Origin of the sequence: Citrobacter amalonaticus, from assembly GCF_001559075.2 — a bacterium.
Lineage (GTDB): Bacteria > Pseudomonadota > Gammaproteobacteria > Enterobacterales > Enterobacteriaceae > Citrobacter_A > Citrobacter_A amalonaticus_F.
The window spans coordinates 2,032,402-2,046,892 of the sequence record NZ_CP014015.2 but is presented as its reverse complement, the minus strand read 5'-3'; the positions used below and the strand labels follow the sequence as shown (position 1 = coordinate 2,046,892).

The window sequence follows — 14,491 nt, the reverse complement described above, 5'->3', positions numbered from 1 at the left end:
AGACCATGATCTTTGGACATATCGCCCAGCCAAATCCGTGTCGTTTACCCGCAGTTATTGAACGGGCGCTCGACTTTCTGCGCAATACGGATTTCCGGACTCTGTCACCCGGTGTGGTTGAGATTGACGGTAAAAAGATCTTTGCTCAAATTATCGATTTAACCACTCGCGATGCTGCCAAAAACCATCCGGAAGTGCATCGTCGCTATCTGGATATACAGTTTCTGGCCTGGGGGGAAGAGAAAATCGGTATCGCCATCGATACCGGCCGCAACCGAATTAGCGAATCATTACTGGAGCAGCGCGATATTATTTTTTATCACAATAGTGAATATGAGTCGTTCGTTGAAATGATTCCTGGTAGTTATGCCATATTTTTCCCACAGGATGTGCATCGCCCGGGATGTCATAAAAATGTCGCCACACTCATCAGGAAAATAGTGGTTAAAGTTGCCATAGACGCGTTATAAACACGTTATTTTTCAGGAGCACAACATGAAATCAAATAATACTGATTATATAATCGGTGCGTATCCCTGTGCACCCTCATTTCACCAAAAGAGTGAAGAGGAAGAAAAGGAATTCTGGCGACAACTCTCTGATACCCCAAATATCCGCGGGCTGGAGCAACCTTGTCTTGAACACCTTCATCCACTCGGCGATGAGTGGCTATTGCGACATACACCGGGGAACTGGAAAATCGTGGTGACGGCGATCATGGAAACCATGCGCCGTCGCGGTAAGAACAGTGGTTTTGGACTGGCGTCCAGCGACGAAGAACAGCGTAAAGCCTGTGTCGCTTACTACCGTCATCTTTACCAGAAGATCAATAAAATCAATGCTGAAAATTCAGGGAAAGTCATCGCTCTGGAATTGCATGCCGCACCTGCTGCCTGTAATTCCAACGTAGCGCAGGCAACAGAAGCCTTTGCTCGCTCGCTCAAAGAGATCGCCAACTGGGACTGGTCCTGTGACCTGGTGCTGGAACACTGTGACGCAATGACAGGCCCAGCACCACGCAAAGGGTTTTTACCTCTGGTGAACGTGCTGGACACCCTTGCCGACTATGACATTAGCGTTTGCATTAACTGGGCGCGTTCGGCCATTGAGGGACAGAACACCGCCCTGCCGCTGATCCACGCGCAACAGGTTAAACAAGCCGGAAAACTCGGCGCGTTGATGCTCTCCGGCACCGTGCTCAACGGGGAGTATGGCGAATGGCAGGATTTGCACGCGCCGTTTGCCCCTTTCTGCCCACAAAGCCTGATGACTACCGAACATGCCCACGCACTGTTTGCCTGTGCAGGAACCGATCCCTTGCAATTTGCTGGCATTAAATTGCTGGAAATTAACGCCAATGCCGATATCAGCCACCGCGTGGCAATATTACGCGACGGTATCGCAGCATTAAACAAAGCCAAAAATAATAAATAAGAACACTGACCCTACGAGAATATTAAAATGAACATAACCTCTTGCCCTACACTAAAAGAGATACCACGTCAGCGCTGGTTGCGAATTATTCCCCCGATTCTTATCGCCTGTATTATCTCTTATATGGACCGCGTCAATATCGCGTTTGCAATGCCCGGGGGAATGGATGCCGAATTAGGTATTTCCGCCACCATGGCAGGACTGGCTGGCGGTATTTTCTTTATCGGTTATCTTTTTTTGCAAGTTCCCGGCGGCAAGATCGCCGTTCACGGCAGCGGTAAGAAGTTTATCGGTTGGTCGCTGGTCGCCTGGGCGGTTATTTCTGTCCTGACGGGTTTAATTACCAATCAGTATCAACTGCTGGTTCTGCGTTTCTTACTCGGGGTGGCGGAAGGTGGCATGCTTCCCGTGGTTCTTACGATGATCAGCAACTGGTTCCCTGACGCGGAGCGTGGTCGCGCCAATGCTATCGTGATCATGTTTGTGCCGATCGCCGGGATAATCACCGCCCCGCTCTCTGGCTGGATAATCACGATCCTCGACTGGCGCTGGCTGTTTATTATTGAAGGTCTGCTCTCTGTGGTGGTTCTGGTGCTGTGGGCCTACACCGTTTATGACCGTCCACAGGAAGCGCGCTGGATCTCCGACGCTGAAAAGAATTATCTGGTCGACACGCTGGCCGCAGAACAAAAAGCCATTGCCGGAACCGAGGTGAAAAATGCCTCTCTCGGCGCGGTGCTTTCTGACAAAACCATGTGGCAACTTATCGCACTGAACTTCTTTTATCAGACCGGGATTTACGGTTACACCCTGTGGCTCCCTACCATTCTTAAAGAACTCACCCACAGCAGCATGGGCCAGGTCGGAATGCTTGCCATTCTGCCGTATGTCGGAGCGATAGCCGGGATGTTCCTGTTCTCTTCCCTCTCAGACCGTACCGGCAAACGCAAACTGTTTGTCTGCCTGCCTTTGATAGGCTTCGCCCTGTGTATGTTCCTTTCGGTTACGTTGAAGAACCATATCTGGCTGGCCTATGCCGCACTGGTTGGCTGCGGATTCTTCCTGCAATCAGCGGCGGGTGTGTTCTGGACCATCCCTGCACGTCTGTTCAGTGCCGAAATGGCAGGCGGCGCTCGCGGCGTCATCAATGCACTCGGTAACCTCGGTGGTTTCTGTGGTCCCTACGCGGTGGGTGTACTGATCACCCTGTACAGCAAAGATGCGGGGGTTTATTGCCTGGCAATCTCCCTCGCGCTCGCAGCACTGATGGCACTGCTGCTGCCCGCGAAATGTGATGCAGGCGCAACACCGCCGGTAAAGACGATGAATCCGCGTAAACACGCTGCCTGAAGCCTGCCCTGAGCGACAAGCAGAATCAGTCGTAGACCGGATAAGCACATCGCTATCCGGCAAGAATGAGATCTAAAAGATGAGCAAGAAAGAGACCTTCTGGCTGGGTATTGACTGTGGTGGTACCTACCTCAAGGTAGGTTTATACGACGCCAAAGGCCATGAGCGTGGAATTAACCGACAATCACTGCAAACCGTCTCACCGAAACCCGGCTACGCCGAACGCGACATGCACCTGCTCTGGGAACAGTGTGCAACGACCATTGCCGGGCTATTGCACCATACAGGCATGTCCGGTGAGCAAATCAATGGCGTCGGTATTTCCGCACAGGGTAAAGGACTGTTTCTTCTTGATAAACAAGAGAAACCTCTGGGTAAGGCTATTCTGTCCTCTGATCGTCGCGCTATGGATGTGGTGCGTCGCTGGCAGCAGGATGGGATCCCGGAAACACTTTATCCGTTGACCCGCCAGGCGCTGTGGACCGGACATCCGGCTTCTCTACTGCGCTGGATGAAAGAGCATGAACCCCAACGCTACGCACAAATTGGCTGCGTAATGATGGGGCATGACTATCTGCGCTGGTGTTTAACCGGTGTGAAAGGGTGTGAAGAGAGCAACATATCCGAGTCCAATCTCTACAATATGGCCAGCGGGCAGTACGATCCGCGGCTCACCCAGTGGCAGGGGATCAGTGAAATCGACCATGCGCTGCCCCCCATTGTGGGTTCAGCCGAAATATGCGGGGAAATCACGGCTCAGGCAGCTGCCATAACCGGTCTGGCGGCGGGTACGCCCGTCGTTGGCGGTCTGTTTGACGTGGTTTCCACCGCTCTCTGCGCCGGTATCGAAGATGAACATACCCTCAATGCGGTTATGGGCACCTGGGCCGTCACCAGTGGAATCGCCAACGGCCTGCGCGACCATGAGGCCCATCCTTACGTTTACGGACGTTACGTCAATAATGAGCAGTACATCGTCCACGAAGCCAGCCCAACCTCTTCTGGCAACCTCGAATGGTTTACCGCCCAGTGGGGAGAACTCTCTTTTGACGAGATCAATCGGGCTGTCGCCGGTTTACCGAAAGCGGGGAACGACCTCTTTTTCCTGCCATTTCTCTATGGCAGCAATGCCGGTCTGGAGATGACCTGCGGTTTTTACGGCCTTCAGGCGCTGCACACTCGAGCCCATCTCCTGCAGGCCGTCTATGAAGGTGTGATCTTCAGTCATATGACTCACCTCAATCGCATGCGCGAACGTTTTACTGATGTTCATGCCCTGCGCGTAACGGGAGGCCCGGCACACTCCGACATCTGGATGCAGATGCTGGCGGACATTAGCGGCCTGCGTATCGAATTACCGCAGGTGGAGGAAACCGGATGCTTTGGTGCGGCGCTCGCCGCCCGCGTCGGCACGGGCGTTTACCCGAATTTTCGCGAGGCACAGCGCGCATTACAGCATCCCGTGCGCACGCTGCAACCCGATTTAGCCGCGCACGCGGACTACCAGCGCAAATATCGCCATTACCAGAATCTGATTGACGCACTACAGGGTTATCACGCCCGTATTAAGGAGCATGCACTATGAGCAGACCGTTACTGCAACTGGCGCTCGACCACACCCATCTGGAAGCGGCAATTCGCGATGTCGCTTTGCTACAGGATCACGTCGATATTGTTGAAGCCGGGACCCTCCTCTGCTTAACCGAAGGGCTTCACGCGGTAAAAGCCTTACGTGCCCAGTGTCCAAATAAAATCATCGTCGCCGACTGGAAGGTCGCTGATGCCGGCGAAACACTGGCGCAACAGGCATTTTCAGCAGGAGCTAACTGGATGACCATTATCTGCGCCGCACCAATTGCCACGGTAGAGAAAGGTCACGCCGTCGCACAAACCTACGGTGGTGAAATTCAGATGGAATTGTTTGGTAACTGGACGCTGGATGACGCCCGCGCCTGGTATCGCACCGGAGTACGTCAGGCGATTTATCATCGCGGACGTGATGCCCAGGCTAGTGGACAACAGTGGAGTGAAGCCGATCTGGCACGGATGAAAGCACTTTCTGATATCGGCCTTGAACTGTCGATTACCGGCGGCATCACTCCAGCTGATTTGGCACTGTTCCGCGATATTCACGTGAAAGCATTTATTGCCGGACGTGCGCTAGCGGGTGCCGTCCAACCGACACTCGTCGCCGCTGAATTTCACGCGCAAATCAACACCATCTGGGGAAGAACATATGCGTAATCATCCGTTAGGGATCTATGAAAAAGCACTGGCGAAGGATCTCAGTTGGCCGGAACGACTGGTGCTGGCGAAAAGCTGTGGTTTTGACTTTGTCGAGATGTCCATTGACGAGACGGATGAACGTTTGTCACGTCTGGACTGGAGCCCTGCTCAACGAGCCTCTCTGGTGACCGCCATGCTGGAAGCCGGCGTAAACATCCCGTCAATGTGTCTGTCTGCGCATCGCCGTTTCCCTTTTGGCAGTCGGGATGAATCCGTGCGTGAACGGGCACGGGACATCATGACCAAAGCGATTCGACTGGCACGCGATTTAGGTATCCGTACGATTCAACTGGCCGGTTACGACGTCTATTACGAAGAACACGATGAAGGTACCCGCCAACGATTTGCCGAAGGGCTAGCGTGGGCAGTAGAACAAGCCGCGGCGGCACAGGTCATGCTGTCGGTGGAAATCATGGACACCACGTTTATGAACTCCATCAGTAAATGGAAAAAGTGGGACGAACTGCTCGCCTCTCCGTGGTTCACCGTCTACCCGGATGTAGGCAACCTGAGTGCCTGGGGTAACGATGTCACTGCGGAACTAAAACTGGGGATTGACCGCATCGCCGCCATCCATCTGAAAGATACCCAACCAGTCACCGCAGAAAGTCCCGGTCAGTTCCGCGATGTTCCCTTTGGCGAGGGTTGTGTGGATTTTGTCGGCATCTTCAGAACGCTGCATGAACTGAATTATCGCGGTTCATTTCTGATTGAAATGTGGACGGAAAAAGCGAAAGAACCGGTGCTGGAAATTATTCAGGCGCGACGCTGGATAGAGGCGCGTATGCAGGAAGGAGGATTCACATGTTAGAACAACTGAAGGCAGAGGTACTGACGGCCAATCTTGCACTTCCGGCACACCAGTTGGTGACGTTTACCTGGGGCAACGTCAGTGCAACAGATGAAACACACAAGTATATGGTGATCAAACCTTCCGGTGTCGAATACGAGGTGATGACTGCTAACGATATGGTGGTGGTGGAGATAACCAGCGGTAAGGTTGTTGAAGGTAACAAAAAGCCGTCATCTGATACGCCAACGCATCTGGCGCTTTATCGCCGCTATCCTGGGATCGGCGGGATCGTACACACCCATTCCCGCCATGCGACAATCTGGTCACAGGCGGGGCTCGATCTACCTGCCTGGGGGACGACCCATGCCGACTATTTCTATGGCTCGATTCCGTGTACCCGTCTGATGACCCGCGAGGAAATTGACGGTGAATACGAATATCAAACTGGCGAAGTGATCATTAAAACCTTTGAAGCGCGGGAGTTGGATCCCATGCAGATCCCGGCGGTCTTAGTACATTCACACGGTCCATTCGCCTGGGGTAAAGACGCCGCCGATGCTGTCCATAACGCCGTGGTGCTTGAGGAGTGCGCTTACATGGGCCTCTTTTCACGCCAACTGGCACCACAGTTGCCGGATATGCAAACGGAATTGCTCGATAAACACTATCTACGCAAGCACGGTGCAAACGCCTATTACGGGCAATAAAACGCATAAAAAAAACCCTGGGCGTTGACGTCCAGGGGGAATAATCCGCAGGCGACATCACGCTGCGGAATAAGCTGGCACCCGATTGAGTGATACCTATATTTGATAATCTGCCTCATCGACCACACTGTAGAGCGGTTGAATATTATCCAGTGCCAGTATGTACCCGCTTCCTTTTACGCTAACGATGGAATGCTGAGGTAATCCCAGCAAATATAATTTGTTGTTGAGATTTTTAACCATCGTAGACAAACGCTGTGTGGAAGCACTTAATTCATTTTTTTCCCAGACGTTGACGAGTAACTCATCTTTTGAAACATAATGGGTCCTGGCGTTCAGTAAAAGATAAACAAACAAGCGTAGCATCGTGCGGTTAAAAAATACGCCACCAAATGCAATTACACTGTCCATTTTATTTACCGGAAGCCTGAAAATTCTCGACTCATTGATGTCAAAAAATATTTCCCGACCTATCATAAATCCATGTAACTGGTATTCCATCATTACATACTCACGTTTTACTGAACTATCGATAGCTAAACATGTGTAAGTCCTTGTAGATATTGTCTTACGCAAGTTTAAAAAAAATAGAGTTAATTTCAATAGATACCTGAAGCGTTCATTTTAATCTCGCCGCAAGCAAAGTGCAGACTGAATACCTAAAGGATAAATCCAGGCGCTGTTAAATAATCTCTAAAAACAAATTATCAGAGCGTTACTCTATTTCAGTATGAATATTCGACAACGCAAGTTAAACGGGCATATTTATCACAAATTACAGCTTAATATGCTGCATGGATCAATAATGCGTCATGGAGAGGGAAAGTGACTCCCGGCAACAGGCCGTTCCGGGACAATTATCATTACAGTGTAGTTCTCTTACCAGAATAGCGGTAGAAATATGCCGAACGGCGGCAGACCTGTGGATTGAACAATCCCAGGCCGGGACAATGGCCGCTGTCCGGCAATTCTTCTCATACCTTTAGAAGCGCCAGCTCACGCCTGACATAAACGTGAAGCTGTCATCACGGTCGATCATCGGGCTGTCTTTGATTTCATCCGGCAGCACGCTATAAGCCGCGCTCGCCGTCAGAACAATGTTGTCAGTGACGGGATATTTTGCGGTCAGGCTGACGTAAGGAACCCAACAGTCCTGTGCGGAATAGCGGTCCAGGCCGCTGCGGCGGGATTCACTTCCTGACACACCGTAATAGTAATCGTTGAAATTTTCATCGTAGTAGAGCACGCCAACGGACGGGATCAGAGCAAGCTGGCCGACAGGAATTTTACGGAACAGTGACAATTCCCCCATCCAGCCATTGTTGTTATCCAGAACATCAGCGGCCGCTGAAACTTTCACGCTGCCCCAATTCTCATGGTGATACCATGCCGCGCCCGCCATCATCGTACTATCACGCTTGTCGAGCTTTTTCATGGCATGGTCGTCGTTATCGGAAGGATCAAATTCCAACGGCATCCAGGAAGCGGTCAGGCTAAATTCATTTTGTTCACTTTTAGACAAAATGTAGCCCAGCGTGGTCTGCCGGACATAGAATGACTCGCCTTCATAACTAATGAGAGGAATAGCATGGGTATTTTCATTATACCCGCGATAAGGAGATTCATTATATATCGCACCCGCACCGATGGATAATTCCGAAGCAGATGCGCTGGCGATAAAGGAGAAAGAAAATAGTGCCACTATATTGCGTTTAATTAACATGCCCGACATTCCATTTAAAATAAGCCACAAAGCGTCGGAATAATAATGCTTACAAATTCTTCGGTGCAAGGCTCATATTTATATAGTAATATATAAAAACTTATATATATTGAGCTGCTGCGATGAATAAATTACAACTCAAGTATCGGGAATTAAAGATCATCTCGGTCATTGCCGCCAGTGAAAACATCAGTCATGCTGCGACTGTTCTCGGCATCGCCCAGGCCAACGTCAGCAAATATCTTGCTGATTTTGAATCAAAAGTCGGCCTTAAAGTTTTTGACCGGACGACCCGGCAACTGACGCTGACCCCTTTTGGCGCGGCGCTTCTGCCCTACATTAATGATATGCTCGACCGAAACGCGCAGCTAAATCATTTCATTGCTGATTATAAACACGAAAAGCGAGGGCGAGTAACGGTGTACGCGCCGACAGGCATCATCGCTTACTTATCGAAACAGGTTATCGCCAGAATTAAAGATATTGGCGACATCTCTTTGTCGCTGAAAACCTGCAACCTTGAGCCAAAAGCCTTTTATGAAGGCGTCGAGTTTCCTGACGACTGTGACGTGTTAATCACCTATGCCCACCCGAAAGATGAATCGCTGGTTGCCAGTTTTATTACCAAATACGCAGTGACGGCCTTTGCCAGCCCAACTTACCTTGAAAAGCACCCACTACGTCGACCTGAAGACCTTGAGCATCACTCCTGCATTCTGATCGATTCCATGATGATCGACGACGCCAACATCTGGCGCTTCAACAGCGCCGGCAGTAAAGAAATGCGGGATTATCGCGTGACGGGGAATTACGTTTGTGACAATACCCAGTCGGCGCTGGAACTGGCGCGTAACCATCTGGGTATTGTGTTTGCGCCAAACGAAAGCGTGCAAAACGATCTGAAGGCCGGGACGCTGGTCCCTTGCTTTTCGGAACAGCACGAGTGGTGGCTGGACCTGGTCGCGATCTTCCGCAAGCGGGAGTACCAGCCCTGGCGAGTTCAGTATGTACTGGATGAAATGCTACGTGAAATCCGCAACCAGCTTGCCCGGACGCAACTGCTGCGTCCTGAGCAACCCTCAGTCAACGATAATTAATGATCGAGATAGAGGTAATGTACCCAACTGGTCATGCGTAACAATACCTTACGCATGACTGAGACATGGCTGAAATGGTCAGAGTAGACAGCCACCTGCGCATAGATCCCATCCGGTAAGGCACTTAAATCAGCATGATCGTTCAACTCGATCGTGGCAATAACACCTTCCGACCCCGGTACCGTATTCAACGACTGTAACGTCCCGGTAGACTGGTACGTCCCGCCAGGTACCGCCGGACTGATGGCAGCCAACTTACCGCTGAATACCTTGCCTGGCAGGGCATTGAATACCACTTCCGCTTCATCGCCGGGTTCCAGTCGCAGTAACGAGTTCTGGCGGAATTGCGCAACAATTTGCCGCTTCTGAGCAGGAATAAATACCATCACCGGGCGCATAGGCAACGAGGCTGCATAGGTTCCCGGACGAATCAGCACCTGGGTTACATAGCCATCGCTCGGCGCGCGAACAACAGTCTGCTCAAGGTTATATTCCGCTTCGGCCAATTGCGCTTTCAGACTGGCAATTTGCGAGTGCTCGCCCAACACCAGACTGTCTAACTGACTTTGAATCTGCTGTTGCTCCGCCGCTGACGATTTCACCGAAGCCTCTTGCGCCAGGTAGTTCTGCCGTGCGACGTCAATGTCGCGCTCAGAGAACGGATTCACCTTCGCCTGGCTCCCTTGCGCATAGCGCTGATACTCTTTCGCGAACTTGTCTCGCGTGGCTTTTGCCTGCTGCGTATTAGCGGCCATTTCATCCAGTTCGGCGCCCAGCGCATGCTGCTTATATTGCGCCGTCACAATATCCGCCAGCAAACGATCCACCCTGGCCTGATAGCGCGTGGGATCAAGCCGGAACAGCACTTCACCTTTTTTAATCAGCGTATTTTTCTTATCCGTCACTTCAATTACTACACCGGTGACCTGCGGAACAACAGGAATAGACACCACCGCTTTTTGCGCTTTAAACGTATAGGGGTGGTTGTAATTCATTAATAAAATTAAACTGCTGACAATAAATATGCCGCCCAGCGCCGCCGTCGGTATCGTCCATTTATTAACGGGAATTTTAAAGATCTTAAAAATCGCCCATGCGAAAGCCACATAGGTCAGGATAATCAGTAAATCCATAATTAATACTCACCAGAGGAGGATTTCAGGTCAGCCAGTTGTTTTTCCAGCCCGGCAATGCGCTCCTGGAGTTGTATAACGCCAGGTTCTGGATTTTGCATTCCCCACCCGCGTTCCGGACGATAGAGCGTGGCCCAAATCCACAAGAAAGGCCAGATAACATGTAATGTAAACAAACTCACCCACCCCGCGACATGAATAGCATCGGCATGAGGATGATTGCGTTTTTTCGCAATTAAATAGGGAATATCATGTAAAATAATAATCCCGTAGAAAATGACGAGGAATACAAAAACCAGCACTCCAAGCGCAAAATAATCGAGAAACATATTCCCCCCAGAGAATAAAATCAAAAAGAAAAAAGAGTTTAAGAATGATAGTGGAATGACCAGATGTCCTGCAATTCTCATATTTATATATCGACATATGTTTTTTTATATACAGTACGTTTTTTAGTATGTTGTTTTTTATGCACGTCGCAGTTTATTATGTTTTAACATCAATACAAGGGAACAAAAATGAACAACGCGGAAACCTCATCCACCGTCAGCCTTAAGCGCATCAAAGCGGCCACTATTTACCGTTTATTACTTATTGGCCTTGGTATCCCAATGATATCTTTCAGTTTTATTTGTGGCGTTTTGAGTCTCTTCGGCTTCGACCTGGTGAAATGGAACGATCAACCCGTGCATGGTGTACTGGCGATTCCTGCCGCACTGTTCAGCGGTGTGTTTATCACCGTACTGTTCACCGTTTTCATCGGGTCGATTGCTTGCCTGGGACTGTGGGTCTACAGCCGTTTCCGTCCGTTACAGGTTAAGGTGATGGATTAATCGTTATGCCCGATAAGCAAAGCGCCATCGGGCATAACGCGGTCAGTTAAAAGAGTCCCAGCGGTTTATCGGAGTAGCTCACCAGTAAACATTTTGTCTGCTGATAGTGCTCCAGCATCATCTTGTGAGTTTCTCGGCCGATCCCCGACTGCTTGTAGCCGCCAAAGGCCGCATGAGCCGGGTAAGCATGGTAGCAGTTGGTCCACACGCGTCCTGCCTGAATACCGCGTCCCATTTTATACGCCAGGTTACCGTTACGACTCCAGACGCCCGCTCCGAGACCGTACTGGGTGTCGTTGGCTAGCTCCAGCGCCTCGTCCATTGTTTTGAACGTAGTCACCGCCAGTACCGGGCCAAAGATCTCCTCCTGGAACACGCGCATATTATTCTTACCAAACAGGATGGTCGGCTCGAGGTAATAGCCGTCTTTCAGTTCACCTTCAAGCTGCTTACGCCGTCCGCCGGTCAGGACATCCGCCCCTTCTTTCTTACCGATATCAATGTAATTCAGGATAGTTTCCATCTGCCCATGAGAGACCTGCGCCCCCATTTGTGTCACGCTGTCCAGCGGGTTCCCGCTGCGGATACTTTCTACCCGGCGAATGGCGCGCTCCATAAAGCGTTCGTAGATGGATTCCTGCACCAGCGCGCGACTCGGACAAGTACACACCTCGCCCTGGTTAAAGGCAAAGAGCGCAAAACCTTCCAGCGCCTTATCGAAAAAGGCATCCTCTTCGTCCATCACGTCGGCGAAGAAAATGTTCGGTGATTTCCCGCCCAGCTCCAGAGTGACCGGGATGATATTCTGCGTGGCGTATTGCATGATCTGCTGCCCGACTTCCGTCGAGCCGGTGAATGCCACTTTGGCAATGCGCTTCGAGGTTGCCAGATACTCGCCAATCTCACCACCCGCGCCGTTCACTACGTTCACCACGCCAGGCGGGAGGAGATCGCCAATCACTTCCATCAGCAGTAAAACGGACAGCGGCGTCAGGCGCGCAGGTTTAAGCACTACGCAGTTTCCTGCCGCCAGCGCGGGCGCCATTTTCCAGCTCGCCATCAATAAAGGGAAGTTCCACGGGATAATTTGTCCGACCACGCCGAGCGGTTCGTGGAAGTGATAAGCCACGGTGTCGCTATCCACTTCACTGATCCCGCCCTCCTGGGCGCGAATACAGGAGGCGAAATAGCGGAAATGGTCGATTGCCAACGGGACATCCGCCGCGCTGGTTTCACGGATCGGCTTACCGTTATCCCAGGTTTCTGCCGTCGCCAGCAGTTCGAGGTTCTGTTCCATACGGTCGGCAATCTTGAACAGAATCGCTGCCCGATCCTGAACAGAAGTATGTGCCCACTGATCTTTCACCTTGTGGGCCGCGTCGAGCGCCAGGTCAATGTCCCTTTTACCGGAAGAAGCCACTTCGCATAACAGTTGCCCGGTGACGGGCGTCAGGTTCTGGTAATACTCGCCGTCACTCGGGGCAACCCAGTCGCCACCGATAAAGTTATCGTAACGGGCCTTTAACTTCAGGGGAAAACCATACTCGCCGGGCTGAATACGGGGGGGATTATTAGTCATGATCGTCTCCTTGTTCCAGGGGTATAACAAGGGTAGTCTGCGCTGGCGATTTTCTCGCCAGGGTGTAACAGCTTTACGACTACGGTCACGTTATCTGTATGGCTATTTCAAGGAGTGAAACATCTCGGTGTTGATGTGTGGTTTGTTGTCGATTACGCCGTGGCGGTGGGGTGACGTGATCAGCTTATCGGAGGATATTATCTGGCCTGCAAATCCCGTCCGATCGGCAAGCCAGAGTGTCAGGTAAACGAATTACATCGCCGCGCGATAGATTGCCATAATCTCGTCGTGCGTGGCCTGGATTGGGTTGGTCAGACCGCAGGCATCTTTCAATGCATTGGCCGCCAGCACCGGAATATCTTCTTCTTTCACGCCCAGATCGCGCAGGCCCGCCGGGATATTCACCTGCCGCGCCAGGGTGCGGATAGCATTGATACAGGCTTCGGCACCTTCGGCGTCGGTCATCCCCGCGATATGCACGCCCATTGCTGCCGCGCAGTCACGCAGACGCGCTGCGACCACCTGGCTGTTGAACACCTGAACGTGCGGCAGCAGGACGGCATTACACACGCCGTGCGGCAGGTCATAGAAACCGCCTAACTGGTGCGCCATCGCGTGGACATAGCCTAATGACGCGTTATTGAAGGCCATCCCCGCCAGGAACTGCGCATAAGCCATCGCTTCACGCGCATGCACATTGCCGCCTGATTCCACGGCGATGCTCAGATTGTCAGAAATCATGGTTACGGCTTTCAGCGCGCAGGCATCGGTGATCGGCGTGGCGGCCACAGAGACATAGGCTTCAATCGCATGGGTCAGCGCATCCATGCCGGTCGCCGCCGTCAGCGATTTTGGCATGCCGATCATCAGTGAAGAGTCATTCACCGAAAGCAGCGGCGTGACGTGTTTATCCACAATCGCCATTTTGATGTGACGATCGACGTCAGTGATGATGCAGAAGCGCGTCATTTCAGACGCCGTCCCTGCCGTGGTGTTAATCGCAATCATCGGCAACTGCGGTTTTGCCGAGCGATCAACGCCTTCATAATCGCGAATATCTCCCCCATTCGCGGCCACCAGCGCAATCCCTTTGGCACAGTCATGTGGAGAACCGCCGCCCAGTGAAATAACGCTGTCACAGTCATTATCTTTCAGGATTTTCAGGCCGTCAGCGACATTTATCGTCGTCGGATTAGGATGCGTGCCATCAAATATAACGCTGAAAATATCCTGTTCCTGCAATGCTTTTTGAATATCACCCGCCATGCCTAATTTCGTCAGCACACTGTCCGTGACAATTAACGTCCGACGAAAGCCATATTCCGCCATAGCATTCATTGCATCTTTTAATGAATCAGCCCCTATTATATTCACAGAGGGAATATAAAATGTTGAAGCAGCCATATGCTCAATCCTTAATAGTTTCAGAAGGGGTTGCAGCATACGAACGAATCACAGGAGAAAATATGATCGCAGTGGTCATTTATTTAATGAAAAAATAAAAGAGCACATTAGGCTACAAATTAATGGGCTCTTTTCGTTTCAAACTATTTATT

15 protein-coding genes are annotated in these 14,491 nt (G+C 51.2%); 9 read left to right on the top strand and 6 right to left on the bottom strand.

Annotated features, from left to right (window positions below; translation table 11 throughout):
• The first annotated feature begins 5 nt into the window (after nt 1–5).
• The 7 genes from AL479_RS09830 (at nt 6) to araD (ending at nt 6,570) form a co-directional block, all read left to right on the top strand.
• The gene (locus tag AL479_RS09830) at nt 6–470 is read left to right on the top strand and encodes a YhcH/YjgK/YiaL family protein (RefSeq protein ID WP_061075945.1); all 465 of its coding nucleotides are present in this window, start codon (nt 6–8) and stop codon (nt 468–470) included.
• Between the two features lie 25 nt (nt 471–495).
• A complete protein-coding gene (locus AL479_RS09825; protein ID WP_061075944.1) occupies nt 496–1,434 on the top strand; it encodes a DUF4862 family protein in 939 nt (312 codons plus the stop codon).
• 27 nt (nt 1,435–1,461) lie between these two features.
• Entirely contained in the window at nt 1,462–2,784 is a 1,323-nt protein-coding gene (locus tag AL479_RS09820) for an MFS transporter (RefSeq protein ID WP_061075943.1), read from the top strand.
• 79 nt (nt 2,785–2,863) lie between these two features.
• Nucleotides 2,864–4,369: an FGGY-family carbohydrate kinase gene (locus AL479_RS09815; RefSeq protein ID WP_061075942.1), complete on the top strand. Its 1,506-nt coding sequence runs from the start codon at nt 2,864–2,866 to the stop codon at nt 4,367–4,369.
• Nucleotides 4,366–5,028, top strand: a complete 663-nt coding sequence (gene ulaD / locus AL479_RS09810; protein WP_061075941.1) for a 3-keto-L-gulonate-6-phosphate decarboxylase UlaD — start codon at nt 4,366–4,368, stop codon at nt 5,026–5,028. Before AL479_RS09815 ends, ulaD begins: the two co-directional genes overlap by 4 nt.
• Nucleotides 5,021–5,881 carry an L-ribulose-5-phosphate 3-epimerase gene (locus AL479_RS09805; protein ID WP_061075940.1) on the top strand — a complete coding sequence of 287 codons (861 nt, stop codon included), beginning with the start codon at nt 5,021–5,023 and terminating at the stop codon, nt 5,879–5,881. The genes ulaD and AL479_RS09805 overlap by 8 nt, the downstream gene beginning before the upstream one ends.
• Nucleotides 5,875–6,570 carry an L-ribulose-5-phosphate 4-epimerase gene (gene araD, locus AL479_RS09800; protein ID WP_061075939.1) on the top strand — a complete coding sequence of 232 codons (696 nt, stop codon included), beginning with the start codon at nt 5,875–5,877 and terminating at the stop codon, nt 6,568–6,570. The genes AL479_RS09805 and araD overlap by 7 nt, the downstream gene beginning before the upstream one ends.
• A 96-nt stretch (nt 6,571–6,666) precedes the next feature.
• On the opposite strand, the gene AL479_RS09795 is transcribed toward araD, so the two are convergent.
• Entirely contained in the window at nt 6,667–7,074 is a 408-nt protein-coding gene (locus AL479_RS09795) for a winged helix-turn-helix domain-containing protein (protein ID WP_225622865.1), read from the bottom strand.
• A gap of 478 nt (nt 7,075–7,552) precedes the next feature.
• A complete protein-coding gene (locus tag AL479_RS09790; RefSeq protein WP_061075938.1) occupies nt 7,553–8,293 on the bottom strand; it encodes a MipA/OmpV family protein in 741 nt (246 codons plus the stop codon).
• A 122-nt stretch (nt 8,294–8,415) separates the two neighbouring features.
• Here AL479_RS09790 and AL479_RS09785 point away from each other — a divergent pair, with 122 nt between their 5' ends.
• Nucleotides 8,416–9,390, top strand: coding sequence for a LysR family transcriptional regulator (locus tag AL479_RS09785; RefSeq protein WP_061075937.1), 975 nt, complete (start codon nt 8,416–8,418; stop codon nt 9,388–9,390).
• Here the strand turns inward: AL479_RS09785 and AL479_RS09780 are convergent.
• Nucleotides 9,387–10,523 carry an HlyD family secretion protein gene (locus AL479_RS09780; protein WP_061075936.1) on the bottom strand — a complete coding sequence of 379 codons (1,137 nt, stop codon included), beginning with the start codon at nt 10,521–10,523 and terminating at the stop codon, nt 9,387–9,389. The two genes, AL479_RS09785 and AL479_RS09780, sit on opposite strands and share 4 nt — an antisense overlap.
• A gap of 2 nt (nt 10,524–10,525) precedes the next feature.
• A complete protein-coding gene (locus AL479_RS09775; RefSeq protein ID WP_061075935.1) occupies nt 10,526–10,852 on the bottom strand; it encodes a DUF3302 domain-containing protein in 327 nt (108 codons plus the stop codon).
• A 189-nt stretch (nt 10,853–11,041) separates the two neighbouring features.
• On the opposite strand from AL479_RS09775, the gene AL479_RS09770 reads away from it, so the two are divergent.
• A complete protein-coding gene (locus AL479_RS09770) occupies nt 11,042–11,356 on the top strand; it encodes a hypothetical protein (protein WP_061075934.1) in 315 nt (104 codons plus the stop codon).
• 46 nt (nt 11,357–11,402) lie between these two features.
• Here the strand turns inward: AL479_RS09770 and aldB are convergent, their stop codons facing one another.
• Both aldB and yiaY read right to left on the bottom strand, forming a co-directional pair.
• Nucleotides 11,403–12,935 carry an aldehyde dehydrogenase AldB gene (gene aldB, locus AL479_RS09765; RefSeq protein ID WP_042323250.1) on the bottom strand — a complete coding sequence of 511 codons (1,533 nt, stop codon included), beginning with the start codon at nt 12,933–12,935 and terminating at the stop codon, nt 11,403–11,405.
• 252 nt (nt 12,936–13,187) lie between these two features.
• Nucleotides 13,188–14,339: an L-threonine dehydrogenase gene (gene yiaY, locus AL479_RS09760; RefSeq protein WP_061075933.1), complete on the bottom strand. Its 1,152-nt coding sequence runs from the start codon at nt 14,337–14,339 to the stop codon at nt 13,188–13,190.
• Nucleotides 14,340–14,491 lie beyond the last annotated feature (152 nt).

Bases quoted from the DNA above. Each gene is read 5' to 3' on its own strand.
- AL479_RS09780 (WP_061075936.1), bottom strand. From the start codon at position 10,523: ATGGATTTACTGATTATCCTGACCTATGTGGCTTTCGCATGGGCGATT.
- ulaD (WP_061075941.1), top strand. From the start codon at position 4,366: ATGAGCAGACCGTTACTGCAACTGGCGCTCGACCACACCCATCTGGAA.
- AL479_RS09830 (WP_061075945.1), top strand. From the start codon at position 6: ATGATCTTTGGACATATCGCCCAGCCAAATCCGTGTCGTTTACCCGCA.
- yiaY (WP_061075933.1), bottom strand. From the start codon at position 14,339: ATGGCTGCTTCAACATTTTATATTCCCTCTGTGAATATAATAGGGGCT.
- aldB (WP_042323250.1), bottom strand. From the start codon at position 12,935: ATGACTAATAATCCCCCCCGTATTCAGCCCGGCGAGTATGGTTTTCCC.
- araD (WP_061075939.1), top strand. From the start codon at position 5,875: ATGTTAGAACAACTGAAGGCAGAGGTACTGACGGCCAATCTTGCACTT.
- AL479_RS09825 (WP_061075944.1), top strand. From the start codon at position 496: ATGAAATCAAATAATACTGATTATATAATCGGTGCGTATCCCTGTGCA.
- AL479_RS09775 (WP_061075935.1), bottom strand. From the start codon at position 10,852: ATGTTTCTCGATTATTTTGCGCTTGGAGTGCTGGTTTTTGTATTCCTC.
- AL479_RS09820 (WP_061075943.1), top strand. From the start codon at position 1,462: ATGAACATAACCTCTTGCCCTACACTAAAAGAGATACCACGTCAGCGC.
- AL479_RS09770 (WP_061075934.1), top strand. From the start codon at position 11,042: ATGAACAACGCGGAAACCTCATCCACCGTCAGCCTTAAGCGCATCAAA.
- AL479_RS09795 (WP_225622865.1), bottom strand. From the start codon at position 7,074: ATGATGGAATACCAGTTACATGGATTTATGATAGGTCGGGAAATATTT.
- AL479_RS09785 (WP_061075937.1), top strand. From the start codon at position 8,416: ATGAATAAATTACAACTCAAGTATCGGGAATTAAAGATCATCTCGGTC.
- AL479_RS09805 (WP_061075940.1), top strand. From the start codon at position 5,021: ATGCGTAATCATCCGTTAGGGATCTATGAAAAAGCACTGGCGAAGGAT.
- AL479_RS09790 (WP_061075938.1), bottom strand. From the start codon at position 8,293: ATGTTAATTAAACGCAATATAGTGGCACTATTTTCTTTCTCCTTTATC.
- AL479_RS09815 (WP_061075942.1), top strand. From the start codon at position 2,864: ATGAGCAAGAAAGAGACCTTCTGGCTGGGTATTGACTGTGGTGGTACC.